Annotated in this window: 23 protein-coding genes; 15 read left to right on the top strand and 8 right to left on the bottom strand. The window is 71.5% G+C overall.

Annotated elements, in window-relative coordinates; genetic code table 11:
* Nucleotides 1-2 precede the first annotated feature (2 nt).
* Complete coding sequence (locus IE251_RS37575) at nt 3-488, bottom strand: hypothetical protein (protein ID WP_229897108.1); 486 nt, start codon at nt 486-488, stop codon at nt 3-5.
* A gap of 100 nt (nt 489-588) precedes the next feature.
* Nucleotides 589-1,083, bottom strand: a complete 495-nt coding sequence (locus IE251_RS37570) for a hypothetical protein (protein ID WP_189757428.1) — start codon at nt 1,081-1,083, stop codon at nt 589-591.
* A gap of 251 nt (nt 1,084-1,334) precedes the next feature.
* Here IE251_RS37570 and IE251_RS37565 point away from each other — a divergent pair, with 251 nt between their 5' ends.
* Together IE251_RS37565 and IE251_RS37560 are read left to right on the top strand one after the other, a co-directional pair.
* The gene (locus tag IE251_RS37565) at nt 1,335-2,507 is read left to right on the top strand and encodes an IS5 family transposase (RefSeq protein WP_350969228.1); all 1,173 of its coding nucleotides are present in this window, start codon (nt 1,335-1,337) and stop codon (nt 2,505-2,507) included.
* Nucleotides 2,401-5,031 (top strand): MXAN_6230/SCO0854 family RING domain-containing protein, encoded by a 2,631-nt coding sequence (locus tag IE251_RS37560; protein WP_189757427.1) that lies wholly within the window; start codon nt 2,401-2,403, stop codon nt 5,029-5,031. The genes IE251_RS37565 and IE251_RS37560 overlap by 107 nt, the downstream gene beginning before the upstream one ends.
* A 247-nt stretch (nt 5,032-5,278) precedes the next feature.
* Here IE251_RS37560 and IE251_RS37555 read toward each other — a convergent pair whose 3' ends face one another.
* Together IE251_RS37555 and IE251_RS37550 are read right to left on the bottom strand one after the other, a co-directional pair.
* Nucleotides 5,279-6,028 carry a hypothetical protein gene (locus IE251_RS37555; RefSeq protein WP_189757426.1) on the bottom strand — a complete coding sequence of 250 codons (750 nt, stop codon included), beginning with the start codon at nt 6,026-6,028 and terminating at the stop codon, nt 5,279-5,281.
* A 31-nt stretch (nt 6,029-6,059) separates the two neighbouring features.
* Nucleotides 6,060-6,359 carry a hypothetical protein gene (locus IE251_RS37550; protein ID WP_189757425.1) on the bottom strand — a complete coding sequence of 100 codons (300 nt, stop codon included), beginning with the start codon at nt 6,357-6,359 and terminating at the stop codon, nt 6,060-6,062.
* Between the two features lie 367 nt (nt 6,360-6,726).
* On the opposite strand from IE251_RS37550, the gene IE251_RS37545 reads away from it, so the two are divergent.
* On the top strand, nt 6,727-8,523 hold the full coding sequence (locus IE251_RS37545; RefSeq protein ID WP_229897107.1) for a cellulase family glycosylhydrolase: 1,797 nt from the start codon (nt 6,727-6,729) through the stop codon (nt 8,521-8,523).
* Between the two features lie 276 nt (nt 8,524-8,799).
* Here IE251_RS37545 and IE251_RS37540 read toward each other — a convergent pair whose 3' ends face one another.
* Entirely contained in the window at nt 8,800-9,261 is a 462-nt protein-coding gene (locus IE251_RS37540; protein WP_189757423.1) for a hypothetical protein, read from the bottom strand.
* 473 nt (nt 9,262-9,734) lie between these two features.
* Here IE251_RS37540 and IE251_RS37535 point away from each other — a divergent pair, with 473 nt between their 5' ends.
* A complete protein-coding gene (locus IE251_RS37535) occupies nt 9,735-10,043 on the top strand; it encodes a hypothetical protein (RefSeq protein WP_189757422.1) in 309 nt (102 codons plus the stop codon).
* A 210-nt stretch (nt 10,044-10,253) separates the two neighbouring features.
* Here the strand turns inward: IE251_RS37535 and IE251_RS37530 are convergent, their stop codons facing one another.
* Nucleotides 10,254-10,412: a hypothetical protein gene (locus tag IE251_RS37530; RefSeq protein ID WP_189757421.1), complete on the bottom strand. Its 159-nt coding sequence runs from the start codon at nt 10,410-10,412 to the stop codon at nt 10,254-10,256.
* Between the two features lie 411 nt (nt 10,413-10,823).
* Between IE251_RS37530 and IE251_RS37525 the strand changes: the two genes are divergently transcribed.
* The 3 genes from IE251_RS37525 (at nt 10,824) to IE251_RS37515 (ending at nt 13,710) form a co-directional block, all read left to right on the top strand.
* The gene (locus tag IE251_RS37525) at nt 10,824-12,014 is read left to right on the top strand and encodes a cytochrome P450 (RefSeq protein WP_189757420.1); all 1,191 of its coding nucleotides are present in this window, start codon (nt 10,824-10,826) and stop codon (nt 12,012-12,014) included.
* Nucleotides 12,011-12,238: a ferredoxin gene (locus IE251_RS37520; protein WP_189757419.1), complete on the top strand. Its 228-nt coding sequence runs from the start codon at nt 12,011-12,013 to the stop codon at nt 12,236-12,238. Before IE251_RS37525 ends, IE251_RS37520 begins: the two co-directional genes overlap by 4 nt.
* A 956-nt stretch (nt 12,239-13,194) precedes the next feature.
* Nucleotides 13,195-13,710, top strand: a complete 516-nt coding sequence (locus IE251_RS37515) for a hypothetical protein (RefSeq protein WP_189757418.1) — start codon at nt 13,195-13,197, stop codon at nt 13,708-13,710.
* A gap of 287 nt (nt 13,711-13,997) precedes the next feature.
* On the opposite strand, the gene IE251_RS37510 is transcribed toward IE251_RS37515, so the two are convergent.
* Nucleotides 13,998-15,836, bottom strand: coding sequence for a cholesterol oxidase substrate-binding domain-containing protein (locus IE251_RS37510; protein ID WP_189757417.1), 1,839 nt, complete (start codon nt 15,834-15,836; stop codon nt 13,998-14,000).
* Between the two features lie 510 nt (nt 15,837-16,346).
* Between IE251_RS37510 and IE251_RS37505 the strand changes: the two genes are divergently transcribed.
* Complete coding sequence (locus tag IE251_RS37505; RefSeq protein WP_189757416.1) at nt 16,347-17,213, top strand: hypothetical protein; 867 nt, start codon at nt 16,347-16,349, stop codon at nt 17,211-17,213.
* Between the two features lie 748 nt (nt 17,214-17,961).
* On the opposite strand, the gene IE251_RS37500 is transcribed toward IE251_RS37505, so the two are convergent.
* Nucleotides 17,962-18,321, bottom strand: coding sequence for a hypothetical protein (locus IE251_RS37500; RefSeq protein WP_189757415.1), 360 nt, complete (start codon nt 18,319-18,321; stop codon nt 17,962-17,964).
* On the opposite strand from IE251_RS37500, the gene IE251_RS37495 reads away from it, so the two are divergent.
* The 7 genes from IE251_RS37495 to metC all read left to right on the top strand — a co-directional run bounded on the left by IE251_RS37495 (nt 18,308) and on the right by metC (nt 26,048).
* Entirely contained in the window at nt 18,308-18,454 is a 147-nt protein-coding gene (locus IE251_RS37495) for a hypothetical protein (protein ID WP_189757414.1), read from the top strand. The two genes, IE251_RS37500 and IE251_RS37495, sit on opposite strands and share 14 nt — an antisense overlap.
* A gap of 444 nt (nt 18,455-18,898) precedes the next feature.
* Nucleotides 18,899-20,119: an ATP-grasp domain-containing protein gene (locus IE251_RS37490; RefSeq protein WP_229897106.1), complete on the top strand. Its 1,221-nt coding sequence runs from the start codon at nt 18,899-18,901 to the stop codon at nt 20,117-20,119.
* Between the two features lie 107 nt (nt 20,120-20,226).
* Nucleotides 20,227-21,468: a radical SAM protein gene (locus tag IE251_RS37485; RefSeq protein WP_189757413.1), complete on the top strand. Its 1,242-nt coding sequence runs from the start codon at nt 20,227-20,229 to the stop codon at nt 21,466-21,468.
* Nucleotides 21,469-21,488: 20 nt separating this feature from the next.
* Nucleotides 21,489-22,709, top strand: a complete 1,221-nt coding sequence (locus IE251_RS37480; protein WP_189757412.1) for an ATP-grasp domain-containing protein — start codon at nt 21,489-21,491, stop codon at nt 22,707-22,709.
* On the top strand, nt 22,706-23,578 hold the full coding sequence (locus IE251_RS37475) for a sulfurtransferase (protein WP_189757411.1): 873 nt from the start codon (nt 22,706-22,708) through the stop codon (nt 23,576-23,578). Before IE251_RS37480 ends, IE251_RS37475 begins: the two co-directional genes overlap by 4 nt.
* Nucleotides 23,575-24,837 (top strand): MFS transporter, encoded by a 1,263-nt coding sequence (locus IE251_RS37470; RefSeq protein ID WP_189757410.1) that lies wholly within the window; start codon nt 23,575-23,577, stop codon nt 24,835-24,837. Before IE251_RS37475 ends, IE251_RS37470 begins: the two co-directional genes overlap by 4 nt.
* Nucleotides 24,834-26,048: a cystathionine beta-lyase gene (metC, locus tag IE251_RS37465; RefSeq protein WP_189757409.1), complete on the top strand. Its 1,215-nt coding sequence runs from the start codon at nt 24,834-24,836 to the stop codon at nt 26,046-26,048. The genes IE251_RS37470 and metC overlap by 4 nt, the downstream gene beginning before the upstream one ends.
* The last annotated feature ends 49 nt before the right edge of the window (nt 26,049-26,097 follow it).

Here is a 26,097-nt window from a genome sequence, read left to right as displayed (position 1 = left end):
CGTCAATGAAAGCAGCCGACACCGCTACCATCGCCCCAGCTCATCAAGTGTCGTCCCCGCGCTCGGGGGGGGGTGCCCGTCGCTGGTGAGGCCGAGATCGCGCTTCTCTTCGTCGCCCCCGCGCGAGTGCGCACGCTGATGTCCACCCCCACCACCTCACCGACCTCACGGGCCATGACCGGTCCGGCGGCCTGCCGCACGGCGGCGATGATGCGCTGGTAGTCCCACGGCAGGGCGCCCTCCTCCACTCCCGGCTCACGGTGCGGGATCAGCATCACCGGCCGGCCGCCCACCTGCCCGGGCATCGGCGCAGCCTGGACGCGTTCGCCGGCGGGCTGCCCGGTCATCCGTTCAAGGACGCGTTCGGCGACGGCGAGTTCGTCCCGCTCGGCCCGCACTTCCGCCAGCTGTTTGACCAGCTGCTCATCGAGTTCGTCCAGTTCCGCGCGCCGCGCGGTGATCCGTTCCAGCAGCTCGGGATCCGGCATGCACCGGATCGTAGAAGGCTGCCGGACTACGGCGAGCAAGAACCGGACAGTCCAGCTACCTACTTCTGCTGACGACCACTTGTTCACGGCTCGATCGCTACTAATGTCGGCTCTGGTCGGGCCGACCATGCGCCAGACGCTGAGCTTCGGCCGTGACCTCGGCATCGAGCTGCGCCAACGCCCTGTTCCCGTACTCGACGACGTCGTACTCGTCATCAAGCTCAGCAAGGCGCTCGGCCAGGGGCAGCTGGTGGCCGAACCGCTGGTGGATGCGCATAGCAAGCTCTCGCGGCGTCAGCCGGCCCCCCAGCATCTGGTGCGCGAGCGCCCGCACGGCAGCGTCCTGCCCGGCCTCGCTGTCGCGCGGGTAGAACACAAGGTCCAGCTCGTCGAGTACGACGGGAAGCAGGTCGGGAACGTCGTACTCCGCCTCGGCACGTGTGTATCCGGCCAGAATGCGCAATGCCGGGCTGTCCAGTCCGGCAACGAGTGCCGCGCAGGCAGCCTCGACAACATCATGAGCATGGGCCTCGCCGATACTCCAGAGAACAGCGAGGTCTTGCAGGTCAACGGTTGCGGCTTCGATCGGCGACACCTACGCATGATCCCCTGCACGAGATGATCCCGTCGACCGCCTTTCGACTCAGGCGCCGACCGCGCTGACGGACGATCTACTACTCAGACAGTCGCCCGTGACCAGCACGAGCGCCCCGAGAACCGGTCACACCAGCCCTCCAACCTGCGGTTTCAGGTTGGCGGAAGCTCAGTGCCCCGGCCTGCCCCGACGCTTCCACCGGCGACCCGCACACCCTCCCCGCCTCGGCCACGGTCCCGTACTCCCGCAGTATGCAGCCCAGGCGACGCTGTCCCAGCGACCTGTCCGACGCGCGATGGGAACTCATCCGCCCCACCCTTCAAGCCCGGCGGAACGCCCGAGCCCGCATCCGCCGCCCCACCCACGACCTGCGCGACCTCATGGACGCCATCCTCTACGTCGACCGCACCGGCATCCCCTGGCGCTACCTCCCGCACGACTTCCCACCCCACCAGACCGTCTACGGATACTTCGCCAAATGGGAAACCGACGGCATCTTCGACCAGCTCACCGGCCTCCTCCGCCGCCTCGTACGAGAACGCGAGGGACGCGACGCCCACCCCAGCGCCTGCATGCTCGACTCGCAGTCGGTCAAGACCTCCGCCAACGTCCACCTCACCGGCCAGGGCTACGACGCCGTCAAGAAGATCGCCGGGCGCAAACGACACATCGTCACCGACACCCTCGGCCTCCTCCTCTCCGTCCTGGTCACCTCCGCGGCCGTCCACGACTCCACCGCCGGCACCCACCTCCTGGACCAGATCGCCGCCCACCACCCCCGCGTCACCAAAGCCCGGGCCGACTCCCGGACACAAGAACGCCGCCATCGAACACGCCGCCACCCGCGGCATCGACCTCAAAGTCGTCCACCGCACCCCGGCAGCCACACCTGCACCGTCCAGCCGCGCCGCTGGGGCATCGAACGAACCCCCGGCTGGCTCATGCACCACCGCCGCCTCGCCCGCGACTACGAAACCCACCAACACCGATCAGCCGCCATGATCCGCATAGCCGCCATCGACCTCATGAACCGACGAATCACTGATCAGTACAGGGCCGGGGCAACAGCCGTACCGGTGCCGAGCCCCCCCAGGCGCCCCGGCCGCGGTGTGCGGTACGAACCCGGTGGACGCTCTTGTGGCGCCCCGCCGTCAGTTCGATTAATTCGTTTGGCGCTCGCCAGGGGGTGTGATGGGATCAGGGGCAACGGGGGCGGCTCCCCGGCGTGCATCCTTCTCACCTTCTTCGAAAAGACCAGCGCGCCCACTCTCCGTCCCCGTTCTTCTGTTCCAGGTCGTCGTGGAGGGGAATCCCCTGTTGCTCGCTGCCGAGTCCGTGCTGCTGCGCCGTATCCAGACCGTGTACGTGGACAGGGCGTCCACGGCGCCGGGCGGCGGAACACGACCGGCGCTGCGTCGGCTTGAGGCAGAGCTGCTCGGCCGCGGTCACGTCCTCTCCCCCGCGCTGCACGCGGCGCTCGGCTCGCTGGCCTCCGAGGATCTGGCGGCCGCACACGCCCGCCTGGTCGGGCTGGCGGATGACCTGCTCGGCTCCGACCGCACCCACCTCCCGCTCTTCCGCCGCTTCCCGCGCACTGTGCCCCGGGACGCCGAAGCGCTGTATGTGGACCGGGTCTTCGCCTTCCTGCTTCAGCAGCCGGACCAACCCTGCGTGCTGTGCGGCGAGGCGCGCACGGTGTTCCCCGTCTCGCCCTGCGCGCACCTGGTGTGCCGGCTGTGCTGGGACGGCTCCGACTACGCGGGCTGCCCGGTCTGCCACCGCCGGATCGACGCGGATGACCCCTTCCTGCGGCCGGTGCGTGCCGTCGGCGCCGCCAAGGCGCCCGTGCCCGGCCCGCTGCGGCTGCTGCGTCTCGGCACCGACCGGGCCACCGACGCCACCGCCGTGGTGGACTCCCTGCTGGCCCGCCGCACCCCGCTCTCCCCGCAAGACCGCGACGACCTGCTCACGCTGCTGCCGCTCACTCCGGCCCGCCAGGGCCTGCTGCCGGAGGAGATCCCGGTCCGGGAGACCAAGGCCATGGTGTTGGGCGCGCTGGTGCGCGAGGCGCCGGACGGCCTCCCGACAGGGAAGCTATTGACCGAGCGGCTCACCACCGCCACCGACGTGTTGCGGTTGCTCGCCGTGCTGTCCGGCGGCGACGCCGGGCTGGTGACGCCGTGTCGCTTCACCAGCCTGCCGCGCCCGCTGCGCCGCGAACTCCTCGCGGTCCTCGACGGTTTGCCGACGCCGTACCTGGTGGAGGACGTGCTGCGGCACCCCACGGCGTGGAAGCGGGCCGCGGAGGTCCTGCACCCCTTCGAACGGCACGCCCAACATCCGCGCGCCGCCCTCGCCTTCGCCGTGCTGCGTGGGACCCCGGTGGATCCCGGCACCGCCTTCGGCGCCGCCCTGCTGGAGACGGCCGCCGCCCATCCGGACGCCGTCCGCGTGGAGGGTGTCCGGATCCGTCCGGCCACCTGGGCCGGGCGACTGGAGCAGGCGGTGGCCGAGGGCGAGGCGGGCCGGGCCGCGGCCCTCGCCGGGGAGCGTCCCGGCGAACTGGTGCGCCGTCTGGACCTGCTGCTGCGCCTGCACACCTCCGACGACCTCGACCCGGAACTGGACAAGGCCCTGATACGCGGGCTGCCGAAGGTGGGCCCGGGGCCGCTGCTGTCGGCGCTCGGGGCACTGCGGGTCCGCGCCGAGGACCGCACCGGCCGTCGCCGGGTGTTCTTCCCACGCGGCGAGGTCACCCGGGCGCTGTCCGTTCCGGAGCGGCGGGCGCCACTGCCCGCGGGGCTGGTCACGGCGGCGGTCACGCTCCTGCGGGCCGAACTGCTGCGCCGGTTCGCCGCCGGGGAGCCGTACGCGCTGTCGGTGCTGGATGCGGGCCTGGCCGACCTCACCGTGCCGTTCACCGAGCGGTCCACCGCGAAGGCTCTGGTGGCGGTGCCTCGCGGCAGCACGCAGACGCTGCCGGAGGGCGCGGTGCTGCGGCTGTTCCTGCACTGGACCGAACCACAGGGCAACCGCACCGACCTGGACCTGTCGGTCGCGTTCTTCGACGCCGACTGGAATTTCACCGGCCTGTGCGACTACACGAACCTGGTGCACGGCACGGAGGCCGCGGTCCACTCCGGCGACCTCACCTCCGCCCCTGCGCCGCAGGGCGCCACCGAGTACGTGGACCTGGACCTGGGGCGGCTGGCGGAGCGGGGGGACGTCTATGCCGTCCCGCTGGTCTTCAGCTTCAACAACGTGCCGTTCGAGGAGTTGCAGGACGCCTTCGCGGGCTTCATGGCGCTGCCCGACCAGGGCCCGCGGGACGCCTTCTACGACCCGCGCACGGTCCGCCAGCGCTTCGACCTGGCGGGCGAGTCGCACGTGTGCCTGCCGATGGTCGTGGACCTGGGCCGGCGCCGGGCGCTGTGGACGGACACCCATCTGCCGTCCACCGGCGGCTTCCAGAGCATCCGCTCGCACGGCGGCGCTGTGCTGGCCACTGTGGCCCGGGACCTGTGGGAGCAGTTCGGCTCCGGCAGCCGGGCCACCCTGTGGGACCTCGCGGTGCTGCGGGCCGCGGCCCGCTCCCCCGAGGTGGCCGTGGTGTGCGGGGAGCCGGAGCCCGCGCTGCTGCGGTATCGACGGCGGCCGGACGAGGACACGGCCGCGTTCGCCGCCCGGGTGTCTTCCATGGAGGAGGCCGAGGAGCGGCTCCCGCACCCGGACCCCGGTGCGGTGGCGGCCGAACTCGCCTCCGGCGCAAGGGTGTTCCTGGCGACGGTGCATGGGGACATCGGGCCGGCGCGGGCCTCGGGCACCTTCTACCGGCTGTTCCCCGGGGCCGGGGACGCCTCGGAGACTCTGGTCCGCGTGACCGCCGGTGACCTGATCGCCGAGCTGGCCAGCACCTCCGCGCCGGCCCCCGCGCTGCCGCCGTCATGACGGGGCTGGCGGGTGCTCATATCGCTGCCCCCCTCGCCTCCGGAGCGTCAGTTCCCACGACAGTCACATCACTGCCGTGGCCCGCCAGGCGGCGGTGACACACCCATGTGGCTTCTCCACCGCAGCCACGGGGGCGTGACTTCAGCCTTCGTCACGGAATGCTTGATGTGACCGTGCACGATAGTTGGCCCGGGGGGGCCGGGTCCTCGCTCAGCCACGGCAGAGATGCGGCAGGCGTCCGGATGGGTCAGGGTGTGGGCGAGGCCGCGGTGAGTGCCATCCAGTCTCGGATCGTCTTCTGGTGCGAACCTGTCGCCGTACTCGCAGCCACCGCCTCGGCGTCCTCGACGGAGCACGGCGTTCCTGCTCGGGTGAGCAGGACGAGTGGCCACGCAGGGCCGGCGCCAGCCGGCTCCCCGTCGAAGGCGGTCCAGTCCCAGGGCCCGCCGAACCGCCAGGCCCGGCCGACGGCATCGGCGACCTCGTCGCCCACCTGGAGGGACGCGTATGGGCGCATCAACAGTTCGAAGGTGAAGGGAATCCCATCGCCAGGGTGGATGGTGTACCCCGAGCCATCGAGATGGCTCTCGTCCGGGAACTCGCGATAGGACAGACCTCGGGGCAGCACGGTCACGGTCTGGGTGGGATGTGGCAGCCAGGCCGTCTCCAGCGGGGGGTCGTGGTGTTCGACGTCCGTCACGTGCACGACGGTGGGCGGCACGCCGACCCGGCAGAGGTCTCCCGCCTTCAGCTGTTCGGGCGGGGGGTCCGTTCGAAAGAGCTCGGCCTCCACCTCAGGCGAGAAGCTCCCGCCGCTGTTCACGCCGAGGGCGACGACCCCGTTCCAGCGCGCGAACTCGTTCTCGGTGTCGATATCCCACCACGGCCATCGCACCGACACATGACCCCACGTGACACCCTGCACGACCCGGGTAACCGTGAAGGGGCAAGCAACCGACAGCACGTCACCGACCCGGAAGTCCCCCTCATCAATCATTCGATCAGGGTAGTCGGGTTCCTTTGGCGGCTTACGCGGGCCTACCAGCCAAGGGGCCCCTGGGGTTTGCGGGCCACCACCGCGCACATGGGCCAACTAGCACGTGCTCACGCGCGCTCTCGGCGGCGGCGCGGGCCAGGCGGAGAGCTGCGGTACGGGTCCAGGAGCGGACGGCCGGGGTGTCGCCGACGCCGTCGAGCAGGGCGTAGGCGCGGGTGCCGTCCGGCGCCGTGCACACGGCAGTTGCGTCGCGCTGGAAGGCCCGGTCACCAGGTCGCTGTGCGGTGGCGTACGACGTCATGGCCAGGTCCTCGTCCACGTCCTCGCGCACGCGGCAAGCCTTCCAGAACGCGGGGTCCGGACGGAGCGCTTCGCGAGGGCGCCCGTGCCCGGGCGGGTGAATCCTTCCTCGCGCACCCGTACGCAGCCCTACCCCCCTCTGCCCGCCTCCGAAGCCTCAAGGTTCGGCGTCAGAAACAAGTCCTGCAGAGAGCTTCCGTCCGGTTGCCCGGCGCATCTAGGCTCACTACCTATGGGAGCGCTCCCACAGCCGTCGGATCAGCGTTATGCGCAGTACGAAGGTCATCCAGCCAGGTAGAGGCGCATTGCCCCCTGTGGAACCCGCTTGGAGGCCGGTCTCTCGCCGGGCGGTGCCATATGGAGTGATCGGTCCTATACGTGCGTTGAGGGAGAGTGCGATGAGCATGCGAAGAGCCCTTCGGGCCTTCGGCGTTGCCGGAGTGCTTATGGCGGGTTCGGTGGCCGGATTCGGCGGCCCGGCCTCGGCGGTCGCCTCGCCGGCGGCCGGTCAGTCCGCCGCAGACGGCAGGGCATCGGCGGTCGCCGCGGCGCCGGCACTGCACGTGTCGGGCAACCGCCTGGTCACCGGATCCGATTCCACGTTCCGCCCACTGGGCGTCAACCGGTCCGGCGGGGAGTTCGGCTGTGTCCAGGGCAAGGAGATATTCGACGGGCCGACGGACCAGGCGGCCGTCGACGCGATGAAGGCATGGAAGATCAACACTGTCCGGATCCCGCTGAACGAGGAGTGCTGGCTGGGCACCGGGAACTTACCTCCGACAGCGCCCAGCGCGGCGGCATACCAGCAGGCGGTCAAGACCTACGCGGACCTCCTGGTGGCCAACGGCATCAACGTGATCCTCGACCTGCACTGGACGTGGGGCGAGTACACCGGCCCCGGCGGAGGCTGCCCGGACGTCGCGGCCACCTGTCAGAAACCGATGCCGGACGCGCGCTACACCCCCACGTTCTGGTCCGAGGTGGCCACGATGTTCAAGGGGAACGGAGCGGTCATCTTCGACCTGTTCAACGAGCCGTACCCGGACGCTGCCAACAACTGGTCCGACGCCACGGCCGCATGGACCTGTCTGCGTGACGGCGGCACCTGCGCCGGGATCACCTACCCGGTCGCCGGCATGCAGACCCTCGTCAACGCGGTACGCGCCACCGGTGCCACCAACGTGATCATGTCGGGCGGTCTGGAGTGGACGAACAACCTGAGTCGGTGGCTGGAATTCAAGCCGGCCGACCCCACCGGCAATCTGATGGCCTCATGGCACTCCTACAACTTCAACGGCTGCGTGACCACCTCGTGCTGGGACAGCAACATCGGAACGGTCGCCGCCCAGGTGCCGGTCCAGGCCGGCGAGATCGGTCAGAACACCTGCGCCCATGACTACATCGACCAGGTGATGGCCTGGGCGGACGCCAACAAGGTCGGGTACACGGCCTGGACCTGGAACCCTTGGGGTTGCAGCGGTGGCAGTGTGCTCATCGAGGACTGGAACGGCACACCGACCAGCACCTACGGTGAGGGGTTCAAGGCGCACCTGCTCAGCCAGACCCCCGGTGATCCCGGCGGTGACACCACTGCGCCCACCGCTCCGGGGACTCCCACCGCCTCCGAGGTGACGGCCAACTCCGTGACCTTGAGCTGGGCGGCCTCCACGGACAACGTGGGTGTCACCGGCTACGACGTCGTCCGTGTCACCGGCGGCACCGAGACGCGGGTGGCCGGCTCGACGTCCAACCGGGCCACGGTCACAGGGCTGTCCGGCAACACGGCCTACACCTTCGGCGTTTACGCCAAGGACGCGGCCGGCAACCGCTCCACCCGCTCGGCCACCGTTACCGTTACCACCGGCACCCCAGCGGGCACCTGCTCCGTCAGCTACCGCTTGGTGGGTGACTGGGGAAGCGGCTTCCAGAGCGAGATCACCATCCGCAACACCGGCGCCGCCGCTGTCAGCAACTGGGCGCTCGGCTTCACCTTCGCCAACGGCCAGACCATCAACAACATGTGGGGCGGTACCCCCACCCAGACAGGCGGCTCCGTGAGCGTCATCCCCGCCTCCTACACCGACACCATCACCGCCGGCGGTTCCGTCACTCTCGGTTTCATCGCCAACAGGGGCGCCACGAACACTGCCCCGACCACCTTCACCCTCAGCGGCAGGACCTGCACCACGGCCTGACCACAGCCGCTGCCCCGCAACCGACATCAGCTGCGTCCCCGCAGTTGCCCCACCGCAACCACCATCACCGCCTCCGTCGACGCGATCCCCGCCGCACACCCGGAAGTCGACTGGGAGCAGCTGCGCGCCGTGGAGGAGGGCCGCCGTTCTCCGCTTGCGGCGCTGCGCCCGGAGCGTGCACCCCTACCGGCGTAAGCCTTCGGGGCCCTCCCCCGCCCGCGCCCCACGCCGTCCAGAAGGACGGCCCCGGGCGCGGGCGTTCCTCTTGCGTATCGCTCACGCGTGCCCGGCAGCCGGCTCCCACAACGGCCGGACGTGCCCGGTCCCGCCGCAGTGGAAGCACCGGCCTCCCCCCGGCGTGCGGGCATCGATGGTGCCGGCCGCGTGACGGAAGAGCCGGGTAAGGCCCGCGGTGTGCGCCGCGTGGATCGGGAGTTCCTGCCGTCTGCCGAGCGTGACCTCCAGCGCGACGCCGGGGCCGGTGAACTGGGCGTGCATGCCGCCGGTGATCGCACGGAGCGTCTCGCAGAGTTCGTGCATCGTCTCCGCGCCGGACAGCTGCACGCGGGCCGCGAGGACGGTGTCGGCGGCCGCGGCGAAGGACAGCCATCCGGCCGGGCGGGCGAGCGACCCGACGCGGCCCACGGGGGCGGGATGGGTGTGCTGGAGCTGGGACAGGGCGTGCCACAGGTCGCCCGGCAGATCCTGGGATGCGGCCTCTTCCCGGCTGCGTCTCATGTGGCCTGTGTAGGGGATCCGGTGGGCTGTCGACGTCGGATGGGCCCGTCCGTCCCGCCCGGTGGTGCGGTGACTTCGGGACCGGTCCCGCTGTGCGGGTGCGTCGCCTGCGGAAGCGGGAGAACCAGCCGCCTGCCTTCCGCTCGGGCACGGCCTGGCCCTGCTGACCGGCGGCCGGAAGGCGCCGTGGCAGGAGAAATGGGCCGGGTAGCAGACCTGGACAAGGAACGCGCGAACCGCCGTACCTGGAGCACCCCTTAGGCCGCAACAGCGTGGCCCTACCGGGCGAGGGTGACGGTCAACGGCGCGTTCGGGCAGCGGCTCAGGATCCGGGACAGGGCGGCTTCCTCGTCGCTGTCGACGCTCAGGCCCCAGCGCGTCCCGTCGGCGCCGGACCCGGCGATCCGCGAAACGGACAGCTGGCTCGTCCCATGGAGCAGTGACCCGGCGCTTCGCTTCTCGTTCTTTCGATCATGAGGACTCTTGCCCGGACCGGGTTGCTGTCGTTCGCCCTGCTTGGCGTTGCCGCCGCCCCGCCCGTCTCCGACACACCCCCGTTCGTGGTCGTCACCAGGACCGACGGCACCACGAGGTGGGTGGGTGGGACAACCGGTTGCTTCGGCATCGACGGCATGATCACCAAGGTGAACGTCACCCCGGGTTACAAGGCCACCCTGTTCAGCGACTACGGCTGCCAGGGAATCAAGCTGGGTGAGGCAACGCGCCCCGTGGACTTCCACCCGGCCCTGGTCACCCACAGCCTCTTGATCACCCACCTCTGATCAGGCGGCCCCGTCGAGGGCGCACCTCATGCCGTCGGTCACCTGGGCCCCTCGGTCGTGGTGGTCCAGGTCCAGGGCTGTGTCGGCGGCGTTGGCGGCCGCGATCCCGAGACGGGCCGCGGCCGGGAGCCGAAAGTGACGGCGCGCTCCCGCAAGTCGGATCGGAGAACCGGGTGATCCGTACGCGCGAGCGGGTAATCGCCCTGACGTTCAACGCGCCACGGCCTTGTTCTCGTCCACGGCCGCCGCCGGGCGCGGCGCGACGACCTCGGCCGGCCGGGCCGCCGGAGCCTGCGTGAGTGCCCACAGCAGGACGGCGGACAGCCCGGCTGGCCCCAGCAGACGCCAGGCGAGAGGGCGACGACCCAAGAACACAGAAAGCGAGTGCACGCCCCAGCTATCGGCCAGCCACTGCCCGTCCTTGAAGGCGCGGTTCACCAGCCGGCGCGTGACCGGTACTGCGCCCGGATGGGACTCTCGACGGCCTTGCCAGCCGGGCGGACGCGCACGGCGGCGAAGCGGGAACCGTAGCCGGCCGCGCGAGCCCTGCCGCCTGGGAAGCCGATTCTCGGCCAGGGCGACGTGGTCGGCGCGGGCTGGACGGTGGTGGTCCACAAGGGCACGTAACGCTGAGGTGCAGGCGTCCGGCGGCAGGGACCCCCATCGTCCGGCGGCGCTGCCACGAGGGGCCGTCCGGTGGCTGACAAAGCGCTGTTGCCGACGCCGGTGAGCGGCCGTGATCATCGAGTGGCATCCACCGAGCGACAGGGAGGTCACGCCATGACGGTCACGGCCGAACAGCCCGTCCCCTATCCGTTCAACGAGCCCGACGGCCTGAGCCTGGCGGACGCGTACCAGGCGGCGCTGGAGGAACCGGGCCTGATTCGCGTGCGTCTGGCGTACGGGGAGCCCGCCTGGCTGGTCACCCGGTATGCCGACGCGCGCCTGGTTCTGGGTGACCGCCGCTTCAGCAGGGCGGAGGCGCTGCGGCACGACGCACCACGTCATTCGGAGGGCAGCCAGGACAGCGGCATCCTCAGCATGGACCCGCCCGGCCACACGCGGCTGCGCACGCTGGTGGCGAAGGCGTTCACCGTGCACCAAGTGGAGAAACTGCGTCCGGCGGTCCGGGATCTGGCGCACCGGCTGCTCGACGAGATGGAGGCCATGGGGCAGCCCGCCGACCTCGTGGAACACTACGCGCTGCCGATCCCGGTCGCCGTCATCTGCCGCATGCTGGGAGTGCCGGAGGAGGACCGCCCCAGGTTTCGGGCCTGGAGCGACGCGGCGCTCTCCACCAGCTCCCTGACGGCTGAGGAGTCAGAACGCAACAGGCAGGAACTGCGGGCCTACATGACCGGACTGGTGGCGGACCACCGGCGCAACCCGCGGCCCGACCTGATGACGGGCCTGATCGAGGCGCGTGACACCGGTGACCGGCTGAGCGAACTGGAACTGGTCGATCTGTGCGACGGCATCCTCATCGCCGGTCACGAGACGACGGCCACACAGATCCCCAACTTCGTGTACACGCTGCTCGACCACCCTGAGCAGATGGAGATCCTCCGCAAGAGTCCCGAGCTGCTGCACGGCGCGGTCGAGGAACTCATGCGCTTCGTGCCCCTGGGCAGCGGCGCGAGCTTCCCCAGGTACGCCACCGAGGACGTGGAGGTCGGCGGTACCCTCGTCCGTGCCGGTGAGCCCGTCCTGGTCGCGATCGGCGCCGCCAACCGCGACGCGCTGAAGTTCGCGGACCCCGGCCGGCTCGACATCACCCGGACCGGCGTCCAGCATCTCGGGTTCGGGCACGGGGTGCACCACTGTCTCGGCGCACCGCTCGCCAGGCTGGAGCTTCAGGAGGCTCTGGGGGCCCTGCTCGAACGCTTCCCCGGTCTGCGTCTCGCGGGCGACGTGCGGTGGAAGGACCAGATGCTGGTCCGTGGTCCGCGCGAGATGCCGGTGGGGTGGTGAGGGCGGTGTCCTGGACGACCGGGGTGGACCGCGCCCTGTGCATGGGATCGGGCATGTGCGCCGGTATCGCACCCGAGCTGTACCGGCTGGACGACGAGGGCCTGGCGGAGCCGCTCGCCGCGGACATCCCCGAGGACGAACGCGCGCTGGACGCCGCGGACTCCTGCCCGGCGACAGCGATCTCCGTACGTGCCGGGCAACGACTGATCGGGCCACGCCCGTGAGCGGTGCTTCCGGAGCCTCCCCCGCCGTGACCGCGGTGCCTCGTCGCGCGGCTTCGTGGTCGGGCGACGGCCCAGGCTCAAGCCCATGGTCCACATACTGAGCAGTCGGGCCCTTCTACGGTCCCGGGAGCCCGGACGCCTCCTGGGACGACGCATCCCGCTCCAGAAGGTCCCTTCCCGCGGGCCGGCGGTGGCCCGGGGGAACGACGGTTTGGGAGGTAGCCCTGGGCCGAGCGGTTGGCCAGGGGACGGTCTGGCCGGTGCAGCCCTCACCCCGGAAGCGCGGGCCGACCACAACGAACGCGTGCTGGTCGTGCATCGGCAGGCGCATGGCCGTCTCGATGGCCTCGGCGACCGGGCGATGATCCACGAGTGATTCCCCCCTTGAACGCAACTCCCCTGGAGGGACACCATCACTCCGCGCAGCCCTGCGGGGGCATGGGCGGGTGTCGGCGACCGCACCACCGTCATCGGCCATGGCGCCATGCCGGGATCGGCGTTCGGCACTGTCCAGCGCCTTCCGGACAGCCGAGGATTCGTGGCCGTTCTGCGGCTATCGAGCGCTGCTTCGTGGAACAGACGCCCAAACGGTGCCGGCGTGTGAAGGGCCGCTGCGCCGACGGCCTGGTCGTCGCGGACTGCCCTCGCCTATCTTCTCCGGTGAGTCCTCTGCTGGAGTTCCGGAGGGGTCCTGTGTCCGTCACCGGAAGGCATTCCATGCGTGCGCAAGACCTGGAGAAGAGTCCGAAGAGGCAACACCCGGGAACCCCGCCTGCCCACACTGCCGGGCCCGTGGCCTCGCGCCCCCGCCCCGGTCTCCCGATGTCCCCCGCCGACGTACTCGCCCTCCAGCGCACCGCCGGGAACGGGGCAGCGGTGCTTATGTTGCAGCGTGCCGGCGCGAGTACGGTGACGACCCCGTCGCGGGCTCGGAACAAGCCCGCGAGCCCGCTCTCATGCAAACGCCGCGCCGACCGGGGGAGGTCGTCCAGCGGCTTGAGGATCTCACGGACAACGAGTGGAACGGTCAGGCGACGACCTTGTCCGCGGATCTGGAACTGAACGGGCAACTGGCGCAGGAGCTGTCGAAGTTCCGCAGCGGAGGCGGCCTGCACGCTGAGGACAGGCTCATCGACCGCCTCGGGGAACTCGTCGATCAGGGGAATCCGGCAGCGGGCCACTACCAGTTGGTGATCAACATCAACAGATCCCCGTGCGGCACGATCGGTGGCGGAACGGGGTGTGCCGAGCGGCTGATCGACCTCGCTCAGCGCGGACTTGGCGGCCCGCCTGCCACGCACACCTTTGCCATCGTGATCCACGCCCGGCACCTCTACGGCAGCAGCGGCGAAGAGAGGGCTTACAGCCAACTGGCCGTGCAACAGATGCAGCATGCGGGCATCCGAATAGCGCTCGACATCGGCCATTTCGACACAGGCGCGGCCAAGGCACTCTCCAATCTGGAGACGTGAGACGGGCGGATGGCCCAGGGGGAATCCCGGTCCTCCTCCGCCTCGCTATGCACGGCACCAGACCCCGCTCCCTGATCCGGCCTGATCCACACGAAAGACCGTAGGGTTCCGTTCGCGCCGGCCCGGGGGCGACTCCGTCAGGAGGACGGTGCATGTCCGGGCCGGCCGGCTCCCGTGGGAACCCCCCGGCCGCTTGGAGGGGGAGTCGGCCCGCCGTGCCGGGGATCGGACGCGGTCTCACCGCGCGGAGCGTACCCGCGTCCGTCGGGGCCGGCACGTTCGCCGGATCAGCGCAGCAGGGTGTCGAGGAAGGGGCTGGACACCACGTGGTGGGGGTCGAGTCGCTCCAGGACCGTGACGGCCTCGTCCCAGCCCGGGCCGCCCCCGGCGCGCAGACTGGCGGGGACGGTGCGGGTGAGGACCTCCGGGTCGGACCACGCGGCGGTGTCGGTGTAGGCCCAGCCCTTGGACCACTCCGCCCGGACCGTCGCCCTGTCCCCGTCCAGCGCGAACAAGAATTGCTCGACCTCCCGGTAGAAGCGGTGCAGGGCGGGTGTGGTCGGCAGGGAGAGGATGTCGATCCACACGGCGGTGTCGGTGTCCGGCCGGTCGGGGCGCGGTCGCAGGGCGGACAGCAGGGGTGGCCGCGCGCCGGGTACGCCGCACACGGAAGGGTCCTCCAGGCCGGTCACGCGGATCTCCACCTGGCCGTTGACCGGGTACTCGCCGCGTGCCGCGTACTCGGCGAGCAGCGTGCGGTAGAAGTCGGCGAACCGGCTGACCACCCATTGCAGATCGGCGCGGCGGACGAGCACGGCGTAGCCGTTGGCCGTCTCGCGCAGCGTGGTGGGCCGTATGTACTCCAGCAGGTTGCGGGAGGCGCCCCACAGGTGCGACCGCAGCCCGCCCGCCAGCAGATGAGTGAGGACATCACCGGTCAGCACGTCCCGCACGAGGCCGTCGGACAGCAGGACGTCGGTGATGTCGCCGGTCAGCGCCACCTTGGCCAGCAGGTACTGCACCTGGCCGAAGAGCGGCGCGCTCGCCCAGGCCCCCGAGACCAGGGATCCGGCCAGCCGGGCCACCGGCTCGGGGAGGGAGTCGGAGAAGGGGTAGTTGTACGGCTCGTCGACCGCGCGGGAGCCCAGGGGCTGTCGCGGAGCGACGCTCCAGACCTTCAGCCAGGGCTTGTCGGTGAAGGCGAACCAGATCGCCTCCACGCGGCCGGTCCGGTCCACGAAGTCGGCCAGGGTCCGCTTCCCGGCCGCGGTGCCCGGGGCGGCGAACAGTTCGGTGGCCGGGATGTCCAGGAAGGACTGGCAGCGCAGGTTCTGGTCGGCGCCCACGCGCAGGACGGCCTCGGTGACGAGCGAACGGCCCAGGTGGGTGAGGAGCGCGTCGCAGTCGGGTTCCGCCCGGCCGACGGTCCGCAGGACGTAGCGGCCGGCGCCCTCGTCCCAGACGACCGCGGTCAGTTCGGTGACCAGGTTGCTCAACGAGCCGTAGCCGTGGCCGGGCGTTGGGCTCTCGCCGACGGCGGGGACGGCTGTACCGTGCGCGCCGATGGCGAGCGCGCCGCCGACCGACAGCTGTCCGGGTGCCGGCGCGGCGGTGACGCCGTGACCGGCGGCGCCGGCGAACGCGAGCAGGTCCTCCAGGGTGGCCCCGGTCTGGACGCGGACCTCGGCCGAGCCGTCGGCGGACCGCCGCTCAAGGGACATGGCGGTGAGGTGTGCGGTGGTGTCCAGCAGGACGACCCGGGTCGCGGCGGGGGTGCCGTCGGCCACCGTGAGCGGGGCCCAGCCGTGCCGTTTGCCTTGCGCGCGTACCGTCCAGCCCGCGCCGTGCGCCCAGTTGACGATGTCGAGCACGTCCTGGGGGTGGCGCGGGGTGCACGTCCACAACTGGTCGGTGTGAATCTCGCCGGCCCAGTTCTCGTAGACGCGCCGGTAGATGTCGGGTCCGGCGGGGAAACCCGGCGGCGCCGGGGGCGCGTCGGCGGCGTACGCGCCGTCCGGCCGGACCAGGCCGCGCAGCAGCCACACCGCGCCACCCGCGGCGGCCGACGATGCGAGCAGGGCGCGTCGTGACAGCCCACCACCGTGAACCGAAGGATCGCCCGCCATCTCAGAGACCTCCTCTGTCCCGCCGAACCCAGCCGTACCGAGCCGGTCGAGTGCACACGCTACCGGGCAACAGACGTTCGCCACCCTGGTGTTCGGCGGTTTTCACGACGTGGGACCGCCGCCGCCCGCTCACGTGTGGGCAACGCCCCGTCCGGCGCGGGGCCACGGCCTTCAGCGTCTACGACAATCCGAGCTCGATCCGATGAACTTCTTCTGTGGGAAATGCCGCTGTGGCACTCTGTCCGCACATGAGCACCGCGGAGGGCCGGTGGCTGTGCGAGAAGACGGCCTGGCCCGCGGCCGTGGTGCCCGACCGTTTCCAGTTCACCTATCGGACTCTGGGCGGTGCCTCCCGGGGCGACCGGCGCCTGGCGAACCTGGAGTTCCTGCTCAACGATGACGCCTACGTGGCCGGCATCGGCCTGCGCGTCAGCGAACGCGACCGCCTGCTGCTCCTCGCGGACCTGGCGGCCACCCTCACCCGGCTGCACCGGATCGGCATCACGGTCGGTGACCTCTCGCCCAAGAACCTTCTCTTCATCACCGCTGGCCGCCCCGAGTGCTTCCTCGTCGACTGCGACGCCATGCGGCTGGGCGGCGCCGAGCGCGCTGCCTCAGGCCGAGACGCCCGACTGGCAGATCCCGGCGGGCGAGGAGAAGGCGACCCCGTTCAGCGACAGCTACAAACTGGCCCTGCTCGCCGTCCGCCTTTTCGCCCGCGAGCAGACGGCCACCGACCCGGCCGCCCTGGCCGCGCTGGACCCGCCCCTGGGCGACCTGGCCCGCGCCGGGCTCTCCGCCGATCCGGCCCGCCGCCCGGCCCCTGCGGCCTGGGCAGAACGGCTCACCGTCGTCGCGGCCACCGCGTCCGCCAGGGCCGCCCGGCGTCCGGCGTCCGCCAAGCCCGCGCCGCCGTCGCCCCGCGGCGCGGGGCAGGCACGGCCCCCCGGCGGCCCGGCGGCGCCGCGGGTCCCGGCCCGGCGGATGTCCGCCGGCCGGATCGTCGCCGTGGTCGCCGCGCTCATCGCCGTCGCGGTCTCGTTCGGGCTGCGGTCCTCGGGCGACGACGGTGTCTCCACCGCGCAGTCCGCCACCTCGTCGAGGCAGAGCTCCACCGGGGGCTCCTGGACCGGCGGCACTCCGGACTCAGGCCGCGGCCTCGGCCCATCGGACGACACCGACGACGGTACGACCGCCGGCAGCGTGCGTTACCTGGTGGAGCCGGTCTTCCGGGCACCCGACAGCAGCATCCCCCGCTGGTTCTCGATGATCGCCGTCTTCTACTCCCCCGCCGGGATCCCCGATCACGTCCTCGCCCGCACGGTGCCCAACTGGGTGGAAGGCGGCCCGGGCGGCGTCACGAACATCGGCAACTGAAACCGGTCCGGCCACAACCGCGCCGCGCACCGCCCCTGAGCAGCACCTCGCGCCTCGGGATCGGCGGCCGGCCTGCTGCGCACCCCGGCCTGGGACGCCCCCGGCCACTCCGATCGGCCACGGTCCGAGGGACACATCTGCCGGCAGAGTCCCAGTCGCCGCAGAAGATCACGGTCACTCCTTTGTCCTGGTGCGGGTGCTGCTGTACCGCCTCATAGACGAAGGTCTTGGAGGACTGGCCGGGGCAGGAGTACAGGCCCACGCCCCAGGTCGAACAACCAGCGGCGCCAGCACCCGTCATCCCCGGGCCGCTCTCCCGCTCCTCGGACGAGACGCCACCCCTGCATCAGGTCACCGGCTCCCTTCGCCCCAAGCAGAACGCCCGCCGCTCCCGGCACGCCGGCGGCTTCTTGCTGCCCGGAGGACCACCGTGCCCACCTAAGACAGCGTTCTGTCCCTCACCAACGCCCGGCTCGCGGACCGGGTGGACGGCGTCGTCCGGGATCTGCCGGAGGACCACAGGCGCGGGCTGGTCGAGGACGGCCTGGACCGCCTGGACGCCATCCGGCGGGACCCCCAAGCCCCGCAGGTCACCCGGGATCTGCTGGGCGACCTGCTGGCGCACCGCGGCATCGTCGGCTCCACACCCGGGATGCCGGGCAGGTCCCTCTCCCCCGCGGGCTCCGCCGAGAAGTACTCCATGGGGCACTCCGTGTTCCATGGGCAGGGCACGACCGAACGGCTCGGTTCACTCGCCCATGAACTCGCCCATGGGGACGCGGGCGAAAGCTGTGCGAACACCGCGATCCTGCTGCTCCTGCGGCGCGGGCTCGGCGACGAAGGGATCCGCCGGCCGGCCGAGGAACGGAATGCGGGGATCGACCTTCTGAGGGGCCTGCTGGAACAGGTCGGAGGGACACTGACCGCCGCTCAGAGCGGCCTCGTCAGGGCGAAGCTCGACTACGCGAGCGACCCGCACAAGGGGGTCGGCCGTTACGCCGCGAGCTCCAAGTCGCACGGCAAGATCGACGAGCCCACCCACCAGTACCTGATGCGCGTCGAGCCGCTCACCGCGAAGAAGAGTCTCCGTGCTCGTGGAGTACGACACCGTGATCACCCGGCTGCTCGTCCATCTGCACCGCTGGGGAGTGGCGCACGACGATCCGCTGTACGCCGAGGTGGCCCGGCCGGCCGCACGGCTGCGGTCCGACCGGGCGGACGCCGCGGCCGCCGGCCGGTAGCGCCGGGCCACCCCGCGTCCGGGGTGCGGGAGAACCCCGCCGCCCGTGCCGGGCGTGGCCCCGGTGCCGCTCCGACCTCGCCGGAAACGGTCCGCTTCCCCCGAATCGTCGTCGCACGTCGCTCCGACCCGGTGATTGGCCGGAAACCACCGACGTTACGCAGGTCGTGCTGGGGTTTTGTGAACGGAGTGTGTCGCAGTGGCCGGATAGTTGGCCGGAATGACGTGACGAGGGGGGTATCCGCGCGCGGGCCGGCGGGAGCCGCCGGCCGGCCGTACGAGGCGTGAAGCGTCCCTCGTGGGGACGGCCTATGCCAGGTCAGGCCCGGCCGGCGGGCGCGATGATCACGGTGCGTGATCCTATTGACATCCTCCGAGCACGCTTGCGATTGTCTTGCTCGCCGCGTCGGCCGAACCAGCGCTCGACGCGGGACGGGGAGGAAAAGTGGACGCAGTGAACGCGGGGGGTCCGGACGAGGACTGTCCGGGCAACACGGACGACGTCTCCACTCTGGTGATCGTCGGCGCCAACCCGACCGTGGCGCGGGCGGCGGCGTCCCTGCCCGGCGAACTGGTCCACGTACAGCTGCCCGGCACACCCGCCCTCGACCCGGGCACCCGGGTGCTGACGGCCGACTTCCGGGACCTGCCCGCCTTCCTGACCTTCACCGACGAGGTGCTGCGCCCCCTGCGGCCCACCGCCGTCGTCTCGCTCACCGAGTTCGGCCTGGAGCCGGCCGCGCTGGCCGCCCGCCTGCTCGGTGTCACCGGAGTCGACCCGGCCGTGGTGCACGCCACCCGCGACAAACTCGCCATGCGGCGGATCCTGGAGCGCGAGGCACCGCATCTGAACCCGGCCTTCGCCGCCGGCGACGACACGGCGGCGGTGGACCGGCTGTTCGCCGTCCACGGCCGGGTCGTGACCAAGCCGGTCGACGGGGTCGGCAGCGCCTCCATCGCCCTGGTGGAGAGCGCCGACGCGCTCCCGGCGGACCGCCGTACGGCCGCCACCCTGTTCGAACAGTTCGCCGAGGGGCGGGAGTTCAGTGTCGAGGCCCTCTCCGCGGGCGGGCGGCACACCGTCATCGGCATCGCCGAGAAGGGCACCACGGACGGCTTCGTCGAGGTCAGCCATATGATGCCGCCGCCCTCCCTGGACCCGCGCCGCCAGGAGCTGGTCGCCCGGGCGGTCGGCGAACTGCTCGACGCCCTCGGGCTCACCGACGGTCCCAGCCACACCGAGGTCATGGTCGACGGCGACAAGATCGTCGTGATCGAGACCCACACCCGGCTCGGCGGCGACGGCATCGCGGACCTGGTCCAGCTCACCACCGGGGTCGAGTGGCGGCGCGCCGCCCTCGGCTGGGCGATCGGCGACAAAATCCGGCGGGGCCCCGCCGCGGCCGTCGCGGCCGCCACCGTCTTCCTCACCGCCCCGCCCGGACGCGTGACGGCCGTCGCGCCGCCGCCCGCCCTCACGCAGGGACGGGTGCACGCCTGGGACCTCACCGTCCGGCCCGGGGACGAGGTGCGCCCGCTGCGCTCCTCCGCCGACCGGCTGGGCATGGCCGTCCTGACCGCGGCCGGCACCGACGCCTGCACGGCGGCCGTCGCGGAACTCACCGCCCGCCCGGTGGTCACCACCGCGCCCGAGCCACATCTGTGACGGGGAGCCGCGCCGCGGCTCCCCGTACCTCCCGGCAACGCCGGTTCCGCCCTTCCTTCCCGTCTCCTTGTCTCCTTTCAGACGACGAACACCGCATCGGGGGCCACATGTCCGTCCAGAACGCACCGGTTTCTTACGATTTCCACGGCGATGTCCCGTTCTCCACTCCCTTCAAGGACATCAAGCCCGACGACATCCACATCTACCTCGACCTCGACACCAAGGTCGGCAAGAACACCTGCGGCCAGAAGTGCGCGCACTGCTGGTTCGTCAACTACGAGAAGGTCTACGACAAGTCCTTCGCCATGGAGGAGGGCCCCCGCATCCTGGAGGGCCTGCGGTCGCACGGGTACCACGTCTACCCGCGCTACGTGGACAGCTTCGCCTACGACGGCGAGTTCATGAACCTGTACGGCCCGGCCAACAACCGTGAGTTCCGGCAGGAGTTGGACCACACGCCGACCGCGACCATGGAGAAGGGCGACGCCTGGACCAGCGGCCGCCCGCTGCTCGCCGACAACTGGCGGGAACTCCTCGACCGGGCGGTGGAGAACGGCTACGGCACCATCTCCATCACCTACCACGGCGTGATCGACGAGAACCTCCGCGTCCGGGACCACAGGACCTACCCCATCAAGGGCGTCTTCTCGGGCGCGGACACCGAGGAGGTGCTGCGCCGGATCGCCGAGTACAACGAGGGCATCGCCCCCGAGGACGCCTTCCGCGTCAACATCGGTGTCACCATCGGCCGCCACAACCACGGCCGCACCTCGCTGGAGCGCTACGCCCACTACTTCAACAAGCTGGGCGTGGCCACCGTCCGGTTCAACAACTTCACCGACCACGGCAACCGCCACCCCGAACTGCGCCTGAGCCGCGAGGAGGTCGAGCAGGCCTACCGCGACTTCAAGTGGCTGCACGAGACGGTCCCGCTGCACTTCCAGCTGGGCGTCAGCGAGGACTTCGGCACCTTCGGCATCAAGGCCATGGGCTTCCCCGGCCACGTCGGCTGGTGCCGGGCCGGCCGTCAGCTCTTCGCCGCCATTCCCGCCCCGGAGGAGGTGCTTTCGGAGGGTCCGGAGGGCCGCCGTGAGAAGATCGGCGACATCGTCGGCTGCGTCAACACCTTCGAGCCGCACCTCGGCATCCTGACCCGCACCGTCACGGCCGACGCCACCACGTACGACGTGGAGTTCGATCACGACGGGATCGAGGCGTTCACCGCCAAGCGGCTCGCCGGCACGTACAAGGACGGCTGCTTCGCCACCGAGCTGTCCGAGGAGCTCGGCCTGATCTCCCGGGTCCCGGAGCGGCGCCGGCTGCCGCTCCTCACCGACTCCGCGTCCTGAACCGAGAGAAAGACCCCGCCATGCGCCACATCCTCGTCTTCGCCAAGACGCCCTACGCCAAGACCCCGTACGACCAGTGGCTGGCCGGCTCGGGGATCGTCCCGGTCATCGTGACCGCGCGGGAGTACGCGGAGGGCTACTCCCACCTCCCGCACGTGCACGCTTTCGACGCGTACGACACCAACCAGCTGGTCGAGAAGACCGCGCTGCGGCTGGCCCGCGAGTTCGCGGTCGAGGCGGTCTTCGCCCGTGCCGAGGCCGACGTCGTGCGCGCCGCCCAGCTGCGGGAGCTGCTCGGACTGCCGGGCCAGCACACCGCGAGCGCGCTGGCCTTCCGCGACAAGGTCGTGATGAAGGACCACCTCGCGGGCGGCCCCGTCGACGTGCCGGCCTACCGCCGGCTCGACTCGGCCTACACCGCCCTGGGCTTCGTTGCCGAGCACGGCTACCCGGTCGTGATCAAGCCGGTGTCCGAGTCGGGCTCGCTGGGCGCGGCGATCATCCGTGACGAGGCGGAACTGGACGCCTACCTGGCCAGCCCGTGGCGGGGAAGCAGCGAGATCGAGGTGTTCGTACCCGGGCAGATGTACCACGTGGACGGGCTGGTGGCCGGCGGCGAGGTCGTCTTCGTCCACCCCTTCCGCTACCTCAACGACTGCCTGTCCTTCCGCAGCAACGACTGGGTGGCCAACCTGCCGCTCACCCGCGAGGACCCGCTGTACGACCGGCTGGTCAAGGCGGCACGGGCGGTGCTGGCCGAGCTGCCGACGCCGCCCCGGACCGCCTTCCACGCCGAGTTCTGGATCACGCCGGACGACCGGCTGGTCTTCTGCGAGATCGCCAGCCGTACCGGTGGCGGCATGATCAGCGCGTTGGTCCGGCACGCCTTCGGGATCGACCTGGACAAGGAGTGGCTGTACGCCGAGTGCGGTCTGCCCTCGACGCTGGGCACCCCGGAGTACCGGCCCGCCGGCGCGCTGTGCATCCCGCCGCAGAACGGGGTGCTGGAGCAGCTGCCCACCGCGACGGCCGAGCAGCCCCGGTGCGTCCGCGAGGTGATGCTCACCGGGAGTGTCGGCCAGGAGTTCCACGGCGGGGTGAAGTCCGGGTTGTTCCTGGCCGGTTATGTGGTCGACGGGGACAGCGAGGAGGATGTGGCTGCCAATCTCGAACACGTGGCGGGCTGGTTCTCCGACAACTCCCGGTGGCGGCCCGCCCAGTCCTGCGGAGGTACCGCGTGAGCGCCACAACGCCCCCTGAGCACACCACCGTCGAGCCGGCCGGGCCGCTCGTGGACGCCGACTGGGTGGCCGGTCGGCTCGGGGAGGGCCTGGTCCTCTTCGACGCCTCCGTCGGCGCCCGCCGGGGCGCCGCCGCGCGCATCCCCGGGGCCCGCCCCTTCGACCTGGACGGGGACCTGTCCGACCACACCAGCGCGGTGCCGCACACCATGCCCGGCCCCGCGGAGTTCACCGAGGCGCTGCGCGCCCTCGGCCTGCACGACACCGACACGGTCGTCGTCTACGACGCCCAGGGCGTCTACTCCAGCGCCCGCGCCTGGTGGATGCTGCGCGCCATGGGCTTCGACCGGGTCGCCGTGCTGGACGGCGGGCTGCCCGCCTGGACCGCGGCCGGCCACCCGGTCGAGGACGAGCCCGCCGCGTACGACGGACCGCGCGGCACGTTCACGGCCCGGCCCCGGCCCGGGCTGATCGTGGACGCCGACACCGTCGCCGCCGCCCTCGCCGACCCGCGTGCCGCGGTGCTCGACGCGCGCACCCGGGAACGCTACGCGGGCACCGCCCCCGAGCCCCGCCCGGGCCTGCGCGGCGGCCACATGCCCGGCTCGGTCAGCCTGCCCTTCGGCGAACTCCAGCGCGACGGCGGCGTGATGCGTCCGGCGGAGGAGCTGCGTACGGCGTTCAAGGCGGCGGCCGGGGACCGGGAGCAGCTGTACTTCAGCTGCGGCTCCGGCGTCACCGCCTGCGTCCTCGCGCTCGGCGCCACCCTGGCCGGCTACCGCGAACTCGCGGTGTACGACGGCTCGTGGAGCGAGTGGGGCCTGCCCTCGAAGCGCCCGGTGGCCACCGGCGGGAGCGATTCACCGTGAGCGGGGGGCGCGTCGGCGGCGGACTCGCCGCCAAGTACCGGACGTTCACCGCGCTGCCGTCCGCGCTGAAGGCCCTGATCGCCTTGTCGTTCGTCGTCGCGCTGGGCAGTTACATGGTCACCCCGTTCATCGGGGTGCTCATGGTCGAGGCCGTCCGCCTGGACGTCCGGGTGGCCGCGGTGCTGGTGGCGGTGGCCACGTTCATCCAGTTCGGCGGCAGCATCCTGGGCGGCGCGGTCGTGGACCGGCTCGGGCTCAAGCGGACCATGGTGTTCGCGCTGACCCTGCGCACGGCCGGTCTGGTGCTGCTCGGGGTGGCCGTCCATCTGCCGTGGGTGGCGTACCCGGCCGTCGTCCTCGTGGCCGGCGGTCCGGCGCTGTACCTCCCGGCGAACAAGGCGTACATCGTCACCAGCGTCTCCGACGAACTGCGCCCGCTGTTCCTCGGGGTGAGCAGTGCCGCGCTCAACGCCGGTATGGGCCTGGGCCCGTTGCTGGCCGCGCTGCTGGTCGACGCAGACCCGATAGCACTGCTCATCGGGCTGGCCGGGCTCTTCGCGCTGATCACCGTGGCCCACCAGATCACCCTGAAACCGGTCGAGCGCCGGCCGGCCGCGGCGCCGGGAACGGCCGAGGCGGAGGGGCCCGCCGGGAAGTGGGCGGCGCTGCGGGGGGCATTGCGCCCGGTGCTGTTCACCGCGCTCGCCTACTACCTGTACTTCTTCTTCCAGAGCTTCATCGGCCTGTACGCGGCCGGGGTGTCCGACATCCGGGCGCTGGGCTGGGTGATGCTGCTCAACTGCGCCATGGTGGTGGTGCTCCAGCCGGTGCTGGCCGACCGTATCGCCAAGGCCGACTACCGGCTGCTGATGGCCGGTTCGTTCGCGGTGATGGCGGCCGGCATGGCGGTCATGGCGGTCGGCGGCACCCCGGCCCTGCTGGCCGGCACCGCGCTGTTCACCATGGGCGAGATCTTCCTCTTCCTACGCTGCGACCTGGAGCTGGTCGAACTCCTGCCCCGCAACGCGGCGTTCGCCTTCGGTGTGCAGCGGCTCACGGGCGGTGTCGGCGGGCTCCTTGCCGGTGTCGTCGGCGGTTTCGTCTTCGCCCACTACAAGTCCGACGGCCGGCTGGGCGCGTTCTGGCTGGTGGTGGCGGCGCAGTGCGCGGTCGCGGCACTGCTCGCCCTGGCGCTGGGCCGCAACCGGCGGCCGGCGGTCGCCCAACCGCCGCTGCCCGAACCGGCGGTGGGCCGGTGAACGAGCCCGTCGACGCGCCGGAGACACGGTACGTGCACGCCGGTGCGGACCCGCGCCGGCAGGGCGGCTACGTCAACCCGCCCGTGCACCACGCCTCCACGGTCCTCTACCGGGACGTGGCCGAGATGGACGCCTCCCAGGCCGACCCGCTCAAGCGGGGCGGCCCGGTCTACGGCCGGTTCGGCACGCCCACCAGCCGCGCCTTCGAGGAGGCGCTGACCGAGCTGGAGGGCGGCCACGCCGCGGTGGTGACCTGCTCCGGCCTCTCCGCGATCACCACGACGATCCTCGCGTACGTCCAGGCCGGCGACCACATCCTGGTCAGCGACTCGGTGTACCTGCCGACCCGGAGGTTCTGCGACTCGCTCGCCGCGCTGGGTGTGGAGACCGAGTACTACCGCCCGACCGCGGACGGCGCCGCCGTCGCCCGGCTGATCCGCCCGCGGACGAGGCTGCTGTACCTCGAGTCCCCGGGTTCCACCACCTTCGAGGTGCAGGACATCCCGGCGATCACCGCCGTCTGCCGGGCGCACGGGGTGGCCACCGTCGCCGACAACACCTGGGCCACACCGGCGTTCCACCGCCCGCTGGCCCTGGGCGCGGGCGTGGACGCGGTGGTGCACTCCGCGACCAAGTACCTGACGGGCCACGCGGACAGCATCCTCGGCGCGGTCGTCTGCACCGAGGAGAGTTACCCGCTCATCCGGGGCGCGGCGATGCGCCTCGGCCAGTGCGCGGGGGCCGACGACGTCTATCTGGGCCTGCGCGGGCTGCGCACCCTCGACGTGCGCCTGGCCCGCCACCAGGAGCAAGGCCTGGAACTGGCGCGCTGGCTCGCCGGCCAGAAGGGCGTGGCGGCGGTCCTGCACCCGGGGCTGCCCGGGGACCCCGGCCACGATCTGTGGCGCCGGGACTTCACGGGCGCGGCCGGCCTGTTCGGGGTGGAGCTCGACCCGGACTTCGGCAAACCGGACGTCGACGCGATGCTGGACCGGCTGCGCCTGTTCGGTCTCGGCCACAGCTACGGCGGCTACGAGAGCCTGATCGTGCCCGCCGATCCCGTCTCCCACCGGCTGCCCGGCACATGGGCGGGGAGGGGACCCCTGATCCGGGTGCACGTCGGTTTCGAGGCCCTGGCCGATCTGAAGCAGGACCTGCGGGCGGGCTTCGAGGTGCTGCTGCGGGGACGGGCCGGGCACCGCGTGACCTAGACGAGTTGATCCGAAGTTTCGGCCCGTCAAAGGGGCGAGGGTGTCCAAG

It is taken from the genome of Streptomyces eurythermus (assembly GCF_014649115.1).
GTDB lineage: Bacteria > Actinomycetota > Actinomycetes > Streptomycetales > Streptomycetaceae > Streptomyces > Streptomyces eurythermus.
Note: the sequence above shows the minus strand (reverse complement) of the source record. Positions and strands in the feature narration are given on the sequence as shown.